The 17,802-nt window shown below is 61.6% G+C and carries 11 protein-coding genes; 5 read left to right on the forward strand and 6 right to left on the reverse strand.

What is annotated here, in order from left to right; all coding sequences use genetic code 11:
• Positions 1-247: 247 nt before the first annotated feature.
• Positions 248-1,528 carry a methionine adenosyltransferase gene (gene metK / locus DW112_RS05630; protein ID WP_118328522.1) on the reverse strand — a complete coding sequence of 427 codons (1,281 nt, stop codon included), beginning with the start codon at positions 1,526-1,528 and terminating at the stop codon, positions 248-250.
• A gap of 304 nt (positions 1,529-1,832) precedes the next feature.
• Here metK and gltX point away from each other — a divergent pair, with 304 nt between their 5' ends.
• The 5 genes from gltX (at position 1,833) to DW112_RS05655 (ending at position 9,176) form a co-directional block, all read left to right on the forward strand.
• Positions 1,833-3,308, forward strand: coding sequence for a glutamate--tRNA ligase (gene gltX, locus DW112_RS05635; RefSeq protein ID WP_118328523.1), 1,476 nt, complete (start codon positions 1,833-1,835; stop codon positions 3,306-3,308).
• A gap of 210 nt (positions 3,309-3,518) precedes the next feature.
• Positions 3,519-5,972: a primosomal protein N' gene (priA, locus tag DW112_RS05640; RefSeq protein WP_118328524.1), complete on the forward strand. Its 2,454-nt coding sequence runs from the start codon at positions 3,519-3,521 to the stop codon at positions 5,970-5,972.
• 18 nt (positions 5,973-5,990) lie between these two features.
• On the forward strand, positions 5,991-6,527 hold the full coding sequence (gene def, locus DW112_RS05645) for a peptide deformylase (protein ID WP_117767144.1): 537 nt from the start codon (positions 5,991-5,993) through the stop codon (positions 6,525-6,527).
• Positions 6,528-6,855: 328 nt separating this feature from the next.
• The gene (gene fmt, locus DW112_RS05650) at positions 6,856-7,776 is read left to right on the forward strand and encodes a methionyl-tRNA formyltransferase (protein ID WP_118328525.1); all 921 of its coding nucleotides are present in this window, start codon (positions 6,856-6,858) and stop codon (positions 7,774-7,776) included.
• On the forward strand, positions 7,773-9,176 hold the full coding sequence (locus DW112_RS05655; protein ID WP_118328526.1) for an RsmB/NOP family class I SAM-dependent RNA methyltransferase: 1,404 nt from the start codon (positions 7,773-7,775) through the stop codon (positions 9,174-9,176). The genes fmt and DW112_RS05655 overlap by 4 nt, the downstream gene beginning before the upstream one ends.
• A 62-nt stretch (positions 9,177-9,238) precedes the next feature.
• Here DW112_RS05655 and DW112_RS05660 read toward each other — a convergent pair whose 3' ends face one another.
• The 5 genes from DW112_RS05660 to DW112_RS05680 all read right to left on the reverse strand — a co-directional run bounded on the left by DW112_RS05660 (position 9,239) and on the right by DW112_RS05680 (position 17,717).
• Positions 9,239-9,475 (reverse strand): FmdB family zinc ribbon protein, encoded by a 237-nt coding sequence (locus tag DW112_RS05660; RefSeq protein ID WP_117583493.1) that lies wholly within the window; start codon positions 9,473-9,475, stop codon positions 9,239-9,241.
• Positions 9,476-9,563: 88 nt separating this feature from the next.
• Positions 9,564-12,860, reverse strand: coding sequence for a 4-alpha-glucanotransferase (locus DW112_RS05665; RefSeq protein ID WP_118328527.1), 3,297 nt, complete (start codon positions 12,858-12,860; stop codon positions 9,564-9,566).
• Positions 12,861-13,078: 218 nt separating this feature from the next.
• Positions 13,079-15,346, reverse strand: a complete 2,268-nt coding sequence (glgA, locus tag DW112_RS05670) for a glycogen synthase GlgA (protein ID WP_118328528.1) — start codon at positions 15,344-15,346, stop codon at positions 13,079-13,081.
• A gap of 90 nt (positions 15,347-15,436) precedes the next feature.
• On the reverse strand, positions 15,437-16,564 hold the full coding sequence (gene glgD / locus DW112_RS05675; RefSeq protein ID WP_118328529.1) for a glucose-1-phosphate adenylyltransferase subunit GlgD: 1,128 nt from the start codon (positions 16,562-16,564) through the stop codon (positions 15,437-15,439).
• Positions 16,565-16,568: 4 nt separating this feature from the next.
• Positions 16,569-17,717: a glucose-1-phosphate adenylyltransferase gene (locus tag DW112_RS05680; RefSeq protein ID WP_035138263.1), complete on the reverse strand. Its 1,149-nt coding sequence runs from the start codon at positions 17,715-17,717 to the stop codon at positions 16,569-16,571.
• Positions 17,718-17,802 lie beyond the last annotated feature (85 nt).

Genomic DNA, 17,802 nt, shown 5'->3' on the forward strand with positions numbered 1-17,802 from the left:
CTGACTCGCACGGAGAGCACATTAAGTGCTCTCCGGCTCGTGCGGAACTCGCGATCGACCTTATGCCCCGCCCCTCGGGACTAAGGATACATGGTAGAGGCGCTCGTGCTGCAAAATTCATGAGCTGGTGACCTATTCTGCGTCCCAGGTCGGCTCATCTTCACCACCGGTTAATAAAAAAGAGGTACCGGTTGGTCCGGTACCTCTTTTGGTGCGTTTCGATTTGGCTGTAGCTTTTGCCGCTAGCTTACAGGCCGCAGGCTGCTTTGAGTTCTTCGACTCGGTCGGTATTCTCCCAGGTGAAGTCGGCGTCTTCGCGGCCGAAGTGACCGTAGGCTGCCGTCTTTTCGTAGATGGGGCGACGCAGGTCTAGGTCGCGGATGATTGCGCCCGGGCGCAGGTCGAAGGTCTTCTCGACGGCCTCGACGATCTTGTCCTCGGCAACATACGCGGTACCGAAGGTGTCAACCATGATTGAGAGGGGCTTGGAAACGCCGATGGCGTAGGCAAGCTCGACTTCGCAGCGGTCGGCCAGACCGGCGGCGACCACGTTCTTGGCGACCCAGCGCGCGGCATACGCGGCGGAGCGGTCAACCTTGGTGCAGTCCTTGCCGCTAAAGGCGCCGCCGCCGTGACGGCCGTAGCCGCCATAGGTGTCGACGATGATCTTGCGGCCGGTGAGGCCCGTGTCGCCCATGGGGCCGCCTACGACAAAGCGACCGGTGGGGTTCACATAGATGTCCGCGTTGTCCCACGGCATGTTCTCGGCAGCCATGACCGGGGTGATGACGTGCTCGATGAGGTCGGCCTTGATCTTGCCCATGTCCTCGATCTCTGCGGCGTGCTGCGTGGAGATGACGATGGTCGTGACCTCGACGGGCTTGCCTTCCTCGTAGCGCACGGTGACCTGGGTCTTGCCGTCGGGACGCAGATAGGCGAGGGTGCCGTCGTGACGCACGGCGGCCAGGCGCTCGGCCAGGCGGCTCGCCAGGTAGTGCGGCATGGGCATGAGGGTCTTGGTCTCGTTGGAGGCATAACCGAACATCATGCCCTGGTCGCCGGCGCCGATCAGGTCGATCGGGTCGGTGGTAGCGCCGGTCTGGGTCTCGAAGGACTCGTCAACGCCCTGGGCGATATCGGGCGACTGCTCGTGGATGAGGCTCATAACGCCGCAGGTGTCGCAGTCAAAACCGAACTTGGCACGGTTGTAGCCAATGCGGCGGATAACGCCGCGGGCGATTTCCTGTACGTCGACGTAGGCCTGGGTGCGAATTTCGCCGGCAACGATGATGGTGCCGGTGGTCACGAGGGTCTCGCAGGCGCAGCGGACGTTCTCCACGTTGGCAGGCACGCCGTTGGGGGCGATGTAGCCCTGCTCCTGGAGCTCTATTTCTTTGGCGAGGATTGCGTCGAGGACGGCGTCGCTGATCTGGTCAGCGATCTTATCGGGATGACCTTCGGTAACCGACTCCGACGTAAAAACAAAGGACCCGTGTTGGGGTGGAATGGAACGAAGTTCTTCTGACATGATTGTCCTTTCAAAAACGTGTCCCGGCGACCGTTACCATTCCGCCGGGCTCTCTATGCAAGGGCACATCATAGCGCGTAAATCAAACATTCACACCCTTTCCGCACCTACTCATTGGGGACAGACTTAAATGATCAGCCTTACCGAAGAGTTTCCTCAACGACCAGTCGTTTAAGAACGTTCCCAACGACTGGTCATTTAAGTCTGTCCCCAATGAGTAGGTCGGTGCCCTTTGTGCGGAGGTGGGCAGTATTGCTTTATACTGGTGCGGTTAGACATCCATCCTGCAATCGAGGAGATTTCCATGGCATCAGACGTTCGCGTCCGCTTTGCACCCTCACCCACGGGCAAGCTGCACATCGGCGGCGCCCGCACCGCTATCTATAACTGGGCTTTCGCCCGTGCAAACGGCGGCACGTTCATCCTGCGCATCGACGACACCGACCCCACCCGCTCCACCGACGAGAATACGCAGATCATCCTGCGCGCCATGCGTTGGCTGGGCCTGGACTGGGACGAGGGTCCCGAGGTGGGCGGCGACTTTGGCCCCTACGCCCAGACCGAGCGCCTGGACCTGTACGAGCAGGCCGCCCAGAAGCTTTGGGACGAGGGCAAGGCCTATCCCTGCTTCTGCACCAAGGAGCAGCTCGACGCCGACCGCAAGGCCGCGCAGGAGCGCAAGGACCCCTTCCAGGGCTATCAGCGCCGTTGCCGCGATCTTGATCCCGAGGAGGCCCGCCGCCGCATCGAGGCCGGCGAGTCCTACGTTCTGCGCATCAAGGTGCCCGAGGACCGCGGCGACGTCCGTATCCACGACGCCGTCCACGGCGAGGTGACCTTCGACGCCAAGGAGCTCGACGACTTCGTCATCTTCCGCTCCGACGGCACGCCCACGTACAACTTCGCGACCGTCGTCGACGACGCCATGATGAAGATCACCCATGTCATCCGCGGCGATGACCACCTGTCCAACACCCCGCGCCAGGTCATGGTCTACGAGGCCCTCGGCGCGCCCGTGCCTACGTTCGCCCACATCTCCATGATCCTGGGCGCCGACGGCAAGAAGCTCTCCAAGCGCCACGGCGCCACCTCGGTGGAGGAGTACCGCGACGCCGGCTACCTGTCCGATGCCTTCGTCAACTATCTGGCGCTGCTCGGCTGGTCGCTCGACGGCGAGACCACGATCATCCCGCGCGATGTCCTGGCCAGCAAGTTCTCGCTCGACCGCATCTCCAAGAATCCGGCGACCTTCGACCCCAAGAAGCTCGACTGGGTCAATGCCGAGTACATCAACGGCATGTCCGATGCTCAGTTTGCCGATGAGATCATGGTCCCCGAGCTGCACGAGGCGGGTCTCATCGAGGGTAATGTCGAGTACGGCGAGGATTGGATCGACGCGCTTGCCGCCATTGTCAAGCCGCGCACCAAGATGCCGGCCGACGCCGTGACCGTCGCCGCCCCCATCTTCGCTACGGCCGAGACGCTCGAGTATGACGAGAAGTCCGTCAACAAGGGCCTTGCCAAGGAAGGCATGGGTGCCATTCTGGATGCCGCCAAGGCCGCGCTCGAGGGCGTGGACGAGTGGACGGCTGCCAACATCGACGCCGCGCTTGAGCCGCTGCCCGAGCAGATGGACCTCAAGAAGCGCGTGGTCTTCCAGGCTGTGCGCGTCGCCGTCTGCGGCAACATGGTGAGCCCTCCGCTGGGCGAGACCATGGCGCTCGTCGGCCGCGACGACTGCCTAGCGCGCATCGATCGCGCCCGCACGATGGCGCTGTAATCGCTGCGCAAACGTTTGTATCCGAGCCCCGTTCACCTGAGCGGGGCTCTTGTTTCTGTACCGATGAGTGGGTTGCTGGGACAAAATAATCAGTAGTGCTTGTCCCATGTTCGAGCGACGCAACAAGCTCGACACTCGTATCGGCCATGGGACAAACACTACTGATTATTTTGTCCCAGCCCTTTCAGGTCCGTTCGTTAGAGGTGGTGTATGGCTCAACAACTGTCGCTGTTTGGTTCGCCGGAACCGGAGGAAGCTCCGGTGAAGTCCGTGCCTGCTGCTGCCCCGGCCAAGCTCGAACCAGCACCCGAGCCCATCACCGCCTACGCGAGCGTGGTCCTCGACATCCCGACGCGTGCGCTGTCCGAGCCGTTTGCTTACGGCATTCCCCAATCCCTTGCCAACGAGGCGCAGATCGGATCCACGGTCCTGGTCCACTTTGGTAACCGTGCCGCCGCGGGCTATGTTGTCGACATTGCTCCTGAGCTTGGCGATCTGCAGGGCAACAACGCCCTCGACCCTGCGCGCATCAAGCCCATCGAGGCCATCCTCAGCAAACCGCTCTTTACCGCCGAAGCCGCCCGTATCGCACGCTGGATGAGCCGCGAGTACGTCGCAACGCTTTCCGAGTGCCTGCGCCTGTTTTTGCCCCCGGGCGGCAGCCCGCGTGTGGTCAAGGGCGATGACGGCGTATGGGCCGTTGAGCGCCCCGCCGTCAAGCCAATCCAAAACCGCTGGGTCATGCTCACGCCCGAGGGCTTCGACTATACGCCGCCCAAGACCGCGGTTCGCCAGCGTCAGCTCATCGAGGCGCTCCAGTGCGGACCGGTCACGACGCGTGACCTCAACCTTCTCTACAACAGTATGTCGGCGACCATCAAGGCGCTCGAAAAGCGCGGCGTCGTGGTGGTAGAGGAGCGCCGTGCTTGGCGTGGCTGCAGCGAGCAGACTACTCTGTCCTCGGCAAGCGGTAAGGCGCCGGTCTCCCTTACCAACGGCCAGCAACAGGCACTCGCGCAGATTGAGCGCGCCCGTCTGGACGCTCATGGCGACGTGGTGCTGGTTGACGGCGTCACCGGCTCCGGCAAAACCGAGGTGTACCTCTCCGCCATCGAGCGCGTGCTGGCGGCCGGCCGTTCGGCCTGCGTGCTCGTGCCCGAGATCTCACTGACGGCCCAGACCGTCGGCCGCTTCCGCTCGCGCTTTGGCGAGACGGTCGCCGTGTTCCATTCGCGGCTTTCGGCCGGCGAGCGCCTGGACCAGTGGGATATGGTTGCTAGCGGTGCGGCCCGCGTGGTCGTCGGCGCTCGCTCGGCGCTCTTTTGCCCGCTCAGCGACTTGGGCCTCATCATCATCGACGAGGAGCACGAGACCAGTTACAAGCAGGGCTCCAGTCCGCGCTACCACGCGCGCGAGGTGGCGGCCGAGATGGCGCGGCGCTATCGCTGCCCGCTCGTGTTGGGCTCCGCCACGCCCTCGGCCGAGGCCCTCGACCGCTGCCGTCGTGGCACGTATAACGGTGCCACTTGGACGCGTGTCGAGATGCCCGAGCGCCCGGGACACGCCGTGCTTCCCATGGTCCGAATTGCCGACCTGCGCCGTGAGTTTTCTCACGGCAGCCGCTCCATGTTCTCAAAACCCTTGATGGAGGGCTTGGATCGCGTGGTCGAACGCCGCGAGAAGGCCGTGCTGCTGCATAACCGCCGCGGCTTTGCGCCGTTTTTGATGTGCCGCGAGTGCGGCTGCGTCCCCACCTGCAACCACTGCTCCACCGCGCTTACGTATCACGAGCGCACGCACACGCTGCAGTGCCACACTTGCGGTTCGTCTTGGCGCGTGCAGCCGTATCCCGCGCCCACGAGCCGTTGCCCCAAATGTGGCAGTCGCTACCTGGCAAAAATGGGGCTGGGCACGCAGCAGATCGAGGACGCACTGCACCAGATGCTGCCCGAGGACGTCGCCATCATCCGCATGGATGCCGATTCCACGCGCGGCAAGGATGCGCACAAAAAGCTGCTCGAGCAGTTCGATGCGGCCGATTGCGCCGTGTTGCTGGGCACCCAAATGATCGCCAAGGGTCTCGACTTTCCCGAGGTCACGCTCGTGGGCGTGGTCAATGCCGACTTCGCCCTCAAGCTGCCGGACTTCCGCGCAGGGGAGCGCGCCTACGATCTGCTGGAGCAGGTGGCGGGCCGCGCCGGCCGCGGCGATCGTCCCGGCGAGGTCATCATCCAGACCTATCTGCCCGAGGATCCGGTCATTCGCGCCGTCGCCGAGCACGACCGTTCTATCTTTACCGACTACGACCTTGACCAGCGGCGCGACGCGCTGTATCCGCCGTTTGTTCGCCTAGTCAACATTTTGGTGTGGTCGGCGAACCGAGACGACGCGCAGGACTACATCGGGCGTATTGCAAAGCTTCTTAAGCGTCGTTGGCATGCCGCCGCGCCCGACTTTTTGCGGGCGGGGAGCGCCGTGCCGCAGGTGCTGGGCCCGGCTTCGTGTGTAATCGAGAGAGCCAAGGACCGTTACCGCTTCCATCTGCTTGTGAAGTCGCCGGTAGGGTACCATGTCTCTGATGATATCGACGCCTGCCTCAAAGAGGTGGGCTCCGTGCGCGGCGTGAGCGTGAGCGTTGACGTCGACGCCTATGATTTGATGTAACAACCTGAAAGGATGGCCATGGAAGCCAACGGAATCGTACTGTCGCCCGACCCTCGTTTGCGCCAGGAGTGTGCCGTCATCGAGGAGATCACCCCGGCGATCGAGGCGCTTGCCGAGAAGATGAAGAAGATGATGTTCGACAACGGCGGCTGCGGCCTGGCTGCTCCGCAGATCGGCGAGCTTATTCAGCTCGTCACCATCGACTGCGACTACAGCGACAAGAACGACTACGACCCGTACGTGCTCATTAACCCCGTCATTGTTGAGCAGAGTGACCATCTGGTGCCCTTTAGCGAGGGCTGCCTTTCCATCCCTGGCATTAGCTGCGAGATCGAGCGTCCCGACCATGTCGTCGTCGAGGCGTACGACTTGGATGCCAACCTGATTCGCTACGAGGCTTCGGGCGACCTGTTCTGCGTGTGCCTGCAGCACGAGATCGATCACCTGCATGGCAACACTATGTTCGAGCGACTGAAGCCGATGCAGAGGCTCAAGGCCGTCAAGGAGTACCAGGACGCCCTGGCCCGCGGCGCTCGACCGGGCGAGACGGAGTAGGTCCCATCGTCCCCGGTGCTGAGCGCCCACATATCATCCCGTGCTCAAACATTCTCGCTTTGCTGCGAAACTGCGCGCGGGACGATATGTGGGCGCTCAGCACCGGGGACTGCGTTGTTCTGGCTCGGTTCGCCCGGGTGCCGTTGGGCCAGGGAGGGGCGTCTTCGCTGATAGGTCTTTGTTGGGAGAGAGCTGCTTTTATTGCGGCTCTTTCTTTGGTTTTGGGTATATTTGTTCTTGTTGAATTGTTATTGCGGATGGCCTGGGAACCTTGCTTTCCGCTGTTCTTTGTAGCCGTCTCGGCTTTGGTTGAGGGGAGACGATCTTTATGCGTATTGTGTTTATGGGTACGCCTGATTTTGCTGTGCCTTCTTTGACTTCGCTTGTTGAGGCTGGGAATGAGATTGCGCTTGTTGTTACTCGTCCTGATGCTGTTCGCGGGCGTGGTAAAAAGTTGGAGCCGTCTCCTATTAAGGCCGAGGCGCTTGAGCTTGGGTTGCCGGTTATTGAGGCTAATCGTATGACGGCCGAGGTTGTTGAGGCGCTCCAAGCTGCGCAAGCCGATATTTTCTGTGTGGCTGCTTATGGTTGCATTTTGCCGGATGAGGTGCTGCATATGGCGCCGCTTGGTATTGTGAATGTTCATGCGTCCTTGCTGCCTCGCTGGCGTGGTGCTGCTCCCATCCAGCGTGCCATTCTTGCTGGTGACGGGGTTGCCGGAGTTTCCATTATGCGCATTGGACATGGCGTGGATACTGGTGCTTATTGTGCTCAGGCTTCCACGTCGGTTGCCGGTAAGCATGCCGAGGCGCTGACTATGGAGCTCGCTGAGCTCGGCGGCAAACTGCTTGCCGATACGCTTCCTTCTCTTGCCGATGGCACCGCCGTGTGGATCGAACAGGATGAGGCGCTCGTTACCCATGCTGCCAAGATTTCTAAGCAGGAGATGCGCCTGGATCCGCACATGGCGGCGCTTGATTGTGTGCGTCATGTGCTGGCCTCGTCCGATACCGCGCCTGCTCGTTGCGTGATTGCCGGCAAGACCGTGCGTGTGCTCGATGCTGCGCCTGCTGATGTGTCGCTTGTTGAGGGTCAGGTTCTCGTTCAGGCTAAGCGTGTTTACCTTGGTCTTTCCGATGGCTCGGTTGAGTTGCTCGAGGTTAAGCCTGATGGCAAGCGTGCTATGACTGCTTCTGCTTGGGCTGCTGGCTTGCAGGGTGCCGATCTTTCGTGGGGTGTATTGTCATGAGCAAGCTGTCTCCCGCGCGCAAGCTTGCGCTCGATGTACTGATGGAGGCCGATCGCTGCGGCATGTATGCGCGCGACGTGCTGTCCTCTCGCGCATCGGCCAAGGCTATTGACCAGCGCGATTCCGCTTTTGCCGCCCGCTTGGCGCTGGGCGTGGCCGCCACGCAGGGTATTTTGGACGAGCTGCTCGACCAGTTTCTCGATAAACCCAAAAAGGTTGCGCCGCGCGTTCGCATGGCGCTTCGTATCTCGGCCTTCGAGATGCTCTACCTGCATACGCCGGGCCGCGTTGCCGTGAGCCAGGGTGTTGAGCTGGTGCGCAGTGGTGCTAAGTCTGCTGCGGGCCTGGCAAACGCGGTGCTGCACAAGGTTGCGGACAACGTTGAGGACTTTGCCACGGCATCCGACGTGGATGAGTCCGAGCGACGCTTGGTTCGTCTGTCGCGCCTGATGGGTCTTCCGCGCTGGCTATGCGCTCGCATTATGGCGTCGTTTGACACTCCAGAGGGTGCGCTCGGCTTCGCCGGCAATCTGGCGCCCGCGCCGCTCGCTTTGCACGAGAACGCCTTTGCAACCAAACCTGATCCGTACCTATCGCAGCTTGTGGCGCCTGTGTTCCCTGGCTGTCATGCTCCGGTCGATGCTCAGGTTACGGTTACGTCGGGCGTATTTGAGCGTGCTGCAGCCGTGGCCTCGGACCTTAACGCCCAGCTTATCGCCACGGCTGCCACGCGCCCTGGTAGCTGCCTTGAGATTGGTGCCGGCCGTGGCACCAAGACCTATGTGATGATGTGCCAGGCCAAGCGTGCGGGCTATGAGCGTCAGCATACGGCGCTCGATCTGCATGATCGCAAGTGCGATCTGAATCTCGCTCGTCTGCATAAGGCCGGTATTCAGGGCGTTCGCACGGTTTCGGGTGATGCCTGCGAGCTTAATGAGGTGCTCACATCGTTTGATGCCATGCTTGGCGAGCCGGTTACGTTCGACACGGTCTTTATCGATGCGCCATGCTCTGGCACCGGAACCATGCGCCGTCATCCTGAGATACCGTGGCGCCTGACCGAAAAAGATGTGACGGTTGAGCTGCCCAAACTGCAGCTTACGATGCTCAAAGAGGCTGCTGCGCGCGCGGCTACCGGCGGCGAGCTCATCTATGCGACGTGCTCGGTTTTCGACGAGGAGAACACGCAGGTCGTGGAAGCGTTCTTGAGCTCTCCCGAGGGTACCGGTTTTAGCCTGGAGCCGCTCTCCGAGGCGCAGATTCTGCAACTTCCCGAGTTCGATCCGGCCAAGAAGCTCGTCTCCGTACGCCAAAACGACCGAGGCCTCTTCCAAAGCGTGCCGGTAAACGCCGACTCCTACGACGGCCACTTCTGCGCCAGGCTAGTGCGCAACTCATAGAGCTATCCATAGCGCAAAGAAATAGCCCCGCGATCGGTGCCGGTCGCGGGGCTGATTGGTTTCTAGTGGCTGTGTGGGCAGTTGGCGCAGCAGCCACTCGTGGCGCTGGTGCTTGAGCCACCGCTGCGCTGGTCGGTGTTGTAGAAGCCGCTGCCCTCAAACTTGATGCCGCTGGCCGAGAACGTCTTGGCGGCCGGAGCACCGCAGTTGGGGCACACGACCTCGGGGGTCTCGGACATGGGATGCTCAACCTCAAAAACGTTGCCGCAGCTCGAGCACTTGTAATCGTAGCGCGCCATAATACTTCCTTTTCAGCACAAAGCGGGCAGATTGCTCTGCCCGCAAAAATTCAAACGTCTGTAACTGTACCCTATATCGGGCGTATTATCACGCTTCGCCCCAGAATCTATGCGTGTTGCGCAGGAGCTGTGCGGTTTTGCCCTCAGCGGCCGCAACGTCGGCCTCGTCAGCCTGCCAGGTCCAGTTGCCCGTGGCCACGCCCGGTACGTTCATGCGCGTGTCGTCGCCAAGCCCCAGCACGTCCTGCAGCGGCATCATCACCAGGGGAGCGTCGCTTGTCAGCGCGTCGCTCATCAGCTTGGCTGCCACCTCAACACCGCTCGGCTCGTCGCCGCCCGCAAAGGAGCGCGTGCACCAACCGGCGAGCGTCGACGTGTCGTGCGTTGAGGTGTACATAATCTTGCCCGGCGTGGGTTGCACGCCGTTGCGGACGTCGTAATCGCTAAACTCCAGTACGTCCATACCAGGGAAGCCGCAAGTCGAAGCCATGGCGCGAACGCCGGGCGTCAGGTAGCCCAGGTCCTCGGCGATAAAGTTGAGCGGCCCCAGCTCGTCATAGGCGGTCTGGAACAGGTCCTTGCCCGGGCCTGCCAGCCAACGCCCTTCGGCGCAAGCCTTGCCAGCGGGGATACTGAAGTAGCTGTGGAAGCCCAGGAAGTGATCCAGACGCACGCGGTCGTAGAGCGAGAACGCACGACGTAGGCGATCCATCCACCAGCTATAGCCGTTCTGCTTCATGTGGTCCCAGCGGAACGTCGGGTTGCCCCACACCTGACCCTCGGGCGCAAAGTTGTCGGGCGGCGCACCGGAGATCTCGATTGCCTTGCCGGTATCGGATAGCCAGAAGTTCTCGGGTTCGCTCCACGCATCTGCCGAATCGTCGGACACGTACATAGGAATATCGCCGATGACCTCGATGCCCTTCTTGTGCGCGTAGTTCATGAGCTCACACCAAGCCAGGTCAAAGCGGTACTGCATGTACGCCTGCAGCTCCGCCTCGTCGTGGAAGCGCTTGTCGTCGATCAGGTGCTCGTTGTAGCGCGCGACATCCGCCGGCCAATCGTGGCGCGACTCGCCCTCAAAGTATTTCTTGACGGCCATGTAGACGCAGTACTTCTCGAGCCAATCGGCGTTGCGATGCTTAAACGCCGTGTAGAGCGGATCGGCATCCTCGCCGCCACGGGCCTTCCAAGTTTCAAAGTCGGCGGCTAGCTCCTTGTGACTCTCGGGCAGCAGGTCGATATTGCCAGCAAAAGCCGAAGGACCGGCGTAAGGGGAGCGGAAGAAGTCCGTGGGGTTGACGGGCAGGACCTGCCAGTAGCGCATGCCCATTGCGGCCAGATGGTCGATAAAACGACGCGTTGGCGCGCCGATCGTTCCGGGCTTACCGTCGTCGGTCGGCACCGATGTGATATGGCACACAACGCCCGCACCATGATCGAGCGGCTCTTGCAGACGCTGCTCGGCGTGGTGATAGATGATCGATGAACCCAGCGGATACAGATCGAGCGTGACGGTGCCGTTGTGAATCTCGCACTCGTGGCCACTAATCACGTCGCTTGCACATTCGCCGAGCGCCGGAATCGTCACGCGGTGCGAGTTGCGCAGGCTGCGGTTGATGATAACCGTCGCGGACTCGCCATCCTTGCCCGTGCGGTTGTATGCCAGCACCTCGTCGTTGAGCGCGAAGGCCTTGATCTCGCCGTCGATCATAAACGGCAGTGCGCGGCGTACGGCGGAGGCGTTTTTGACAATAGCCAGCGTGTCGAAGTCGTGCAGTTGGTCCTTGGTCGGCAGGGTGCGGCGGTTGCCCGGATCGGTTAGACCCTCCAGGCCGTATTCGTCGCCGTAGTAGATCGAAGGCACGCCGGGGAAGGTCATCTGCATGAGCGTGGCGAGCCAAAAACGGCTCTTGGCCAGGCCCATCGAGTTCTCGTCCAGGCGCCATTTGCTGCGTTCACACTCGGGCAGCTGCGACTCGTCGGGGCCGCCGCCGAGCACCGAGATGATACGCGGGCGATCGTGGCTCGACAGCAGGTTGAGCGCGCAGGACAATGCCTCGCTCGGGTAGTTCTCGCGCAGGGTCTCGATATCCTCAGCGGCCTCGTAGGCGTTCTTGTAGCCCATCAAAAAGCCGATGACCATGTCGCGGAAGGGGTAATCCATAGCAGAGTCCAACTCGGAGCCCTGTAGGTAGCGACGCAGATGGCCGTAGCTGATCTTGTTGGAGGCGTCTTCCCAGACTTCGCCGAGCAACAGAGCGTCGGGCTTTTCGGCAAGTACTGCCTTCTTGATCTCGGTCAGGAAGTCGTCCGAAAGCTCGTCGGCCACGTCTAGGCGCCAGCCATGAGCGCCGGCACGTAGCCATTTACGGATCACGCCGTCCTTGCCCAGGAGCCGCTCGCGTACCAGCTCAGAGCTCTCATTGATGGCGGGCATATTGCCCACGCCCCACCAGCAGTCGTATGAGCCGTCCTCATGGAAATAAAACGCATCGCGCCATGGCGAATCCTCGCTCTGCCACGCGCCCACGCCGGGGTAGTTGCCGTAGCGGTTGAAATAGATCGAGTCATCGCCCGTGTGGTTGAAGACGCCGTCGAGAATAATTGAAATGCCGAGCTTCTCGGCCGCCCCGCAAAGCTCGGTAAAGTCCTGCTCGGTGCCCAGGATTGGGTCGATCTTGGTGTAGTCGGCCGTGTCGTAGCGGTGGTTGCTCGCGGCCTCAAAGATGGGGTTGAGGTAGATGGCCGTAAAGCCCAGCTCCGCGATGCGGGGCAGGTCATTTTGGATGCCCTTGAGCGAGCCGCCGTAGAAGTCCCAGGTCTTGATGGAGCCGTCCTCGGCGCGCTCGTATACGGGCGGCTCGTTCCAGTCCTCGACCATGCGGCGCTGGATTCCGTTGCGCGGTTTTTCGACTTCGGCCAGCGTGCGCTCGCGCCAGTTTTCGTCGCGGGCGTAGCGGTCGGGGAAGATCTGGTAAACCATGCCACGCTCGTACCACTCGGGACGAACTTCGCGGTGCTTATAGACGGTAATCTGGAAGGACGGCACCTCGGCGTAGTCGTAGGTTACGCCTTCGCCGCCGGTGCGGCCCTGCGGTGCGCCCAGGCGAACCTCGGGCTGGCCCTCGATATTGCAGATAAAGCTGTACCAGATAAGACAGGGCTCGGTACACTCAAGCTCTACGGAAAATATGCCGTCGCCTTCATGCGTCATGGGATACCGAGACTCGCCGATCTCATCGACCCAAGTGCGCAGGGTGAGCGTTGCCTGGTTGGGGTCGGCATCCTCCAAGATCACCGAGAGCGAAACGGAAGTGCCAGTGGTCACAGCGCCAAACGGAGTGCGAAACTGCGGCAGGCGGCTGTTGTGTATCAATCTCATAGTACGGTCCAGTTCAATAGAATCATGGCCTGCTGGCCATGGGCTTTACGCACAGGATGTAAGTATATCTGTTGTACACAGGCTGTATAAACAACATCCGTTTACCATCGGCGAACGGTTGTCCTAGAAAATCGTTTTACCAACTATCCACAGAGAAGGGGCGCCCGGTTGGAGCGCCCCTTACTTATGGTTTGATGAGGTTTTGGATCGTCTGTGGGCTAGCGGCGCTTGCGGGTGGCCGTTGCCTTGCGGACGGACGTCTTCTTGGACGGCGCTTTTTTCTCGGTCGCGGCGGCGGGGGAGACCGGGGGCTCCTTGGCGGGTTCGACCTTAGGCTCGGCCTTTGCCGTAGCCTTCGGAGCGGTCTTCGGTGCCGGCTTGGGCTTTGCCTCGGGCTTGGGCTCCTCTTTGACGGCGGCGGGCTTAGCCTCTGCCTTGGCAGCTGCGGCCTTGGTCGTGGACTTCTTGGCCGTCGTCGTTGCGCGCTTGCGCGTGGTGGTCTTGGCGGTCGGCTTGGCCTCGACAGCTGCCTTGGCCTTAGGCTCGGCGGCTGCCTCCTTAACCTTGACGGCGGGCTTTGTGGCAGCCTTCGGAGCGGCCTTGGTCGCAGTAGCCTTGGCGGCCGGCTTGGCCTCAGCGATCTCGGCCTTTACCTCGGGAACGACCTCGGCCTCGGCGGCCTTCTTGGCAGCTGCGGTGGTGCGCTTGCGCGTGGTCGTTGCCTTGGCAGCGGTGGCCTTGCTCGCAGTCGCAGCCTTGCTCGCAGTCGCAGCCTTGCTCGCAGCGGCCTTCGTGGTCGTGGTCTTCATAGCCGTCGTCTTACGAGTCGCGGTCTTCTTTGCCGCAGGCTTCGCAGCAGTCTTCACCTCGGGCTCGGGCTCGGGAGTAACCTCGACCTTCACCTCAGGCTCGGCCTTAACGGGCGCAGCCTCAACCGGCTTCTCTTCGGTCTTGGGCTCCTCAGCGGCTACCGGCTCAGCAACAGCCTCAGGCTCGTCGACAACAGCCGCCGGCCTCTCGATCTCCGGGTGCATAAAGAAGTACAGGTCCAGATACTTGTCGGCCGAGCGCGTCCAGCTAAAGTCCTGGCTCATGGCCTGCGTGACCAGCTGGTTCCAGGCATCGCGGTTATCCCAGAACAGGCGTGCCGCGCGGAACACGGCGTCACCCATCTCGTCGCCGTTAAAGTTAGTAAACGAGAAGCCCGTGCCTTCGCCGGTAAACTCGTTATACGGGATTACGGTGTCCTTCAGACCGCCGGTCTCGCGCACGATAGGCAGGGTGCCGTAGCGCATGGCGATGATCTGCGACAGACCGCAGGGCTCGAACTTCGACGGCATCAGGAACATGTCGGCTGCGGCGTACATGCGCTGCGACAGCGCGGGATCGAACTCGATGCGCGCGGCCATGGTGCCGGGGTACTTGTCCTGGAAGTAGCGCAGGCCGTCCTCGTAGTCGCGGTCGCCGGTGCCCAGCACCGCCACCTGCACGCCGCCGGCCAGAATGCGGTCGAGCGCGTACATGACCAGGTCCATGCCCTTTTGGCGCGTCAGGCGCGTGACCATCACCATGAGCGGGCGGTCGTCGCGAACCTCGAGCCCCAGCTCTTCCTGCAGCTTGGCCTTGCACACGGCCTTGCCGGAGCGGTCTTCAACCGTGTAGTTGGCGGCAATGCGCTTGTCGGTCGCCGGGTCAAAGCCCGCCACGTCAATGCCGTTGAGGATGCCCTGCAGCGCGTACGAACGCTCGCGCAGAACGCCGTCCAGGCCCTCGCCAAACTCGGGCGTCTGGATCTCGTTGGCATAGGTGGGGCTCACCGTAGTGATGGCATCGGCATAGCGCAGCGCGCCCAGCATGTAGTTGATGCTGCAGGCGTCGCAACGCAGCTGCGAGGCGGCCGCCGGAATGTGCGCCACACCCAGGATGTCCTCCATCACGGTGTCGCTAAACTGGCCCTGGAACGCCACGTTGTGGATCGAGAACACGGTCTTGACGCGGTCATACAGCGGCAGGCCCTGGTAAAACTCGCGCAAGAACACGGGCGCCAGCGCCGTTTGCCAGTCGTTGCAGTGCAGGATGTCGCACTCAAAACCGGCCGGCAGGTGCTGCAGACTCTCGGTGATGGCCTTGGAGAAGAACGCAAAGCGCTCGCCGTCATCAAAGAAGCCGTACGGATAGTCGCGCGCAAAGTAGCGCTCGTTGTCGATGAACATATAGGTGACGCCGTCGTGCTCGAGCTTCTCGAGTCCGCAGTACTCGTTGCGCCAGCCCAGGCTCACGTAAAAGTCGGAGAAGTGCTCCATCTGCGCCTTGTACTCATCCTTGATGGTGGCGTACTTGGGCACCATCACGATGACCTCGGCGCCGGCGCGCACGAGCGCCGCAGGCAGCGAGCCCGCCACGTCGCCCAGGCCACCGGTCTTAACAAACGGTGCGCACTCGGCCGAGGCAAACACGATCTGCATCTTTTTGCTGGAATCTGCCATATTGTCTCCCATGTTGCAATTCGAGAATAGCCGCCTGGCGCTAACCGGGCGGCTATTCTACATGTTACGAGCGATGTTGCGGTGCCAACGTTAACGTACGATGGTGGTGTCGGAAGTTAACGGAGCCTTGCCCAGCACCAGGATGTTCTCGGGCGTGCCGCGAAGCTCGGTGTTGGTGGGGACAACGTTGTTCTTGTCCAGGATGGCGTTCTCAACGCGTGCGCCGCTCTTGATGATGCAGCTCTGGTTGATAATCGAGTTGGTCACCGATGCGCCCTCCTCGACCACGACGCCGCGCGACAGGATCGAATTGCGCACGGTGCCCTTGATGATGCAGCCGGCCGAGATGATCGAGTTGCACGCGTGACTGCCGGTCGCATAGCGCGAAGGCGGCACGTCGTGGGCCTTGGTCAGGATCGGGCGCTCGGGATCGAAGAGCTGGTCGGCCACGGTCTGGTCGAGCAGGTCCATGCTGCGGCGATACAGCGACTTCTCGCTAAACACGCCCACGACCTCGCCCTTGTACTCGTAGCTGCACACGTCGATGTTGCCAAAGTCGCCCTGGAGTGCCTCGAGCAGATCCAGATAGTCGGCGGCCTGGTAGTGGTCGATGATCTCGAGTAGCGTCTCGCGGTTGACGATGCAGCAGTCCATGGAGGCGTTGTCGCCGTACACGACGCCGGCGCTCACGCCCGTCAGGCGGCCGTTCTCGTTAATCTCGAGCTTGGTCTCGTCTTCGACGTTGCGCGTGGCCTTGCAGTACACAACGGTCATCTGGGCACCGGAGTTCTCGTGCGCCTCGATGATGGTGTTGAGGTCCATGTTAAAGATGATGTTGGTGCCCATCATCACAACATAGGGCTTGTCCGAGCGCTGGAACAGCGTCTTGTTGGAGATGATGTCGCGCAGCAGGAAGCGCATGCCGCCCTTGGTGGTGCCATACGCGTTGCCGGGCACCATGAACAGGCCGCCCTTCTTGCGGTCCAGGCCCCAGTCCTTGCCCGAGCCCACGTGGTCGATCAGCGAGCGGTAGTTACCCGGCATGACGACTCCAACGGTCTTGATGCCGGCATTCATCATGTTGGACAGCGGAAAGTCGATCAGGCGGTAGCGGCCCAAAAACGGAACGGACGCGATGGGGCGGTCCTTGAGCAGGACACTGCCGTAGGACGAAGAGTAGTTAGCGGTGATGTAACCGATGGCCTTGCGATTGATCATCGGATCATTCCCCCTTCCCGATAACGACGTCATTTCCAACGACGGCCGTATCCTTGGTGGTATCGACAGAGCCGAGCTTCACGCCCTCTTCGACCGTGGAGTTCTCGCCCAAAATAGCGCGGCAGATGTGCGCGCCGCTCTTAACGTGCGCACCCGGCAGCAGCACGGAGTCCTCGACCACGGCGCGTTCTTCGATGATGACATCGGTCGAAAGGATCGAGTGGCGAGCGGTGCCGTAGATCTTGCAGCCGTTGGAGACCAAGCAGTCGTCTAGACGGCCGTCCGGGCCAATGTAGTGCGGCGGACGCGTGGTGATGTTGGACATGATGGGGAAGTTCTTGTCAAACAGATCGAACTCGGGGTTGTTGCCCAACAGGTCCATCGAGGTCTCGTGGAAGCTGGCGATGGTGCCGACGTCCTTCCAAAATCCGTGGAACTCGTAGCTGTACAGGCGCTTGTTCTCGCCGAGCAGCTTGGGGATGATGTCCTTGCCAAAGTCGTGGCTCGAGCGCTGGTCCAGAGCATCCTCCTCGAGTGCCTCGATCAGCACGTCGGCCGAGAAGATGTAGATGCCCATGGACGCGAGGTTCGAATCGGGCTTCTCGGGCTTCTCGGTGAACTTGGTGATGCGGCCGTCTTCGGGGTCGGTGGTCAGGATGCCAAAGCGGCTGGCCTCCTCCCACGGCACGGGCATAACGCTCACCGTGAGGTCGGCGTTGTTCTCAATGTGCGTCTTGAGCATCTTGCGGTAGTCCATGCGATACAGGTGATCGCCCGAAAGAATCAGGACGTACTTGGGGTCGTTGGCCTTGATGTAGTCGAGGTTCTGCGTAATGGCGTCGGCCGTGCCCGCATACCAGGCGCCGCCGGTCTGCGTCTCGTACGGCGGCAGGATCGACACGCCGCCGTCGCGGCTGTCCAGATCCCACGCCTCGCCGGAGCCCACGTAGGCATGCAGCAGGTAGGGACGGTACTGCGTCAGAACGCCCACCGTGTCGATGCCCGAGTTGGAGCAGTTGGACAGCGAAAAGTCGATAATGCGGAACTTGCCACCAAAGCTAACCGCCGGCTTGGCGATCTTTTGGGTGAGTGCCCCCAATCGGCTGCCCTGTCCTCCTGCGAGGAGCATCGCGATGCATTCTTTCTTACTCATCGATTTCTCCTTCTGTCATCGATGTTCCTAACCCATTAGCGACGGGCGCGGCGCACTGTCACGCCCGTCGAGTAATGCCGTGCGG

It is taken from the genome of Collinsella sp. AM09-41 (assembly GCF_003473245.1).
Classification (GTDB): Bacteria; Actinomycetota; Coriobacteriia; order Coriobacteriales; family Coriobacteriaceae; genus Collinsella.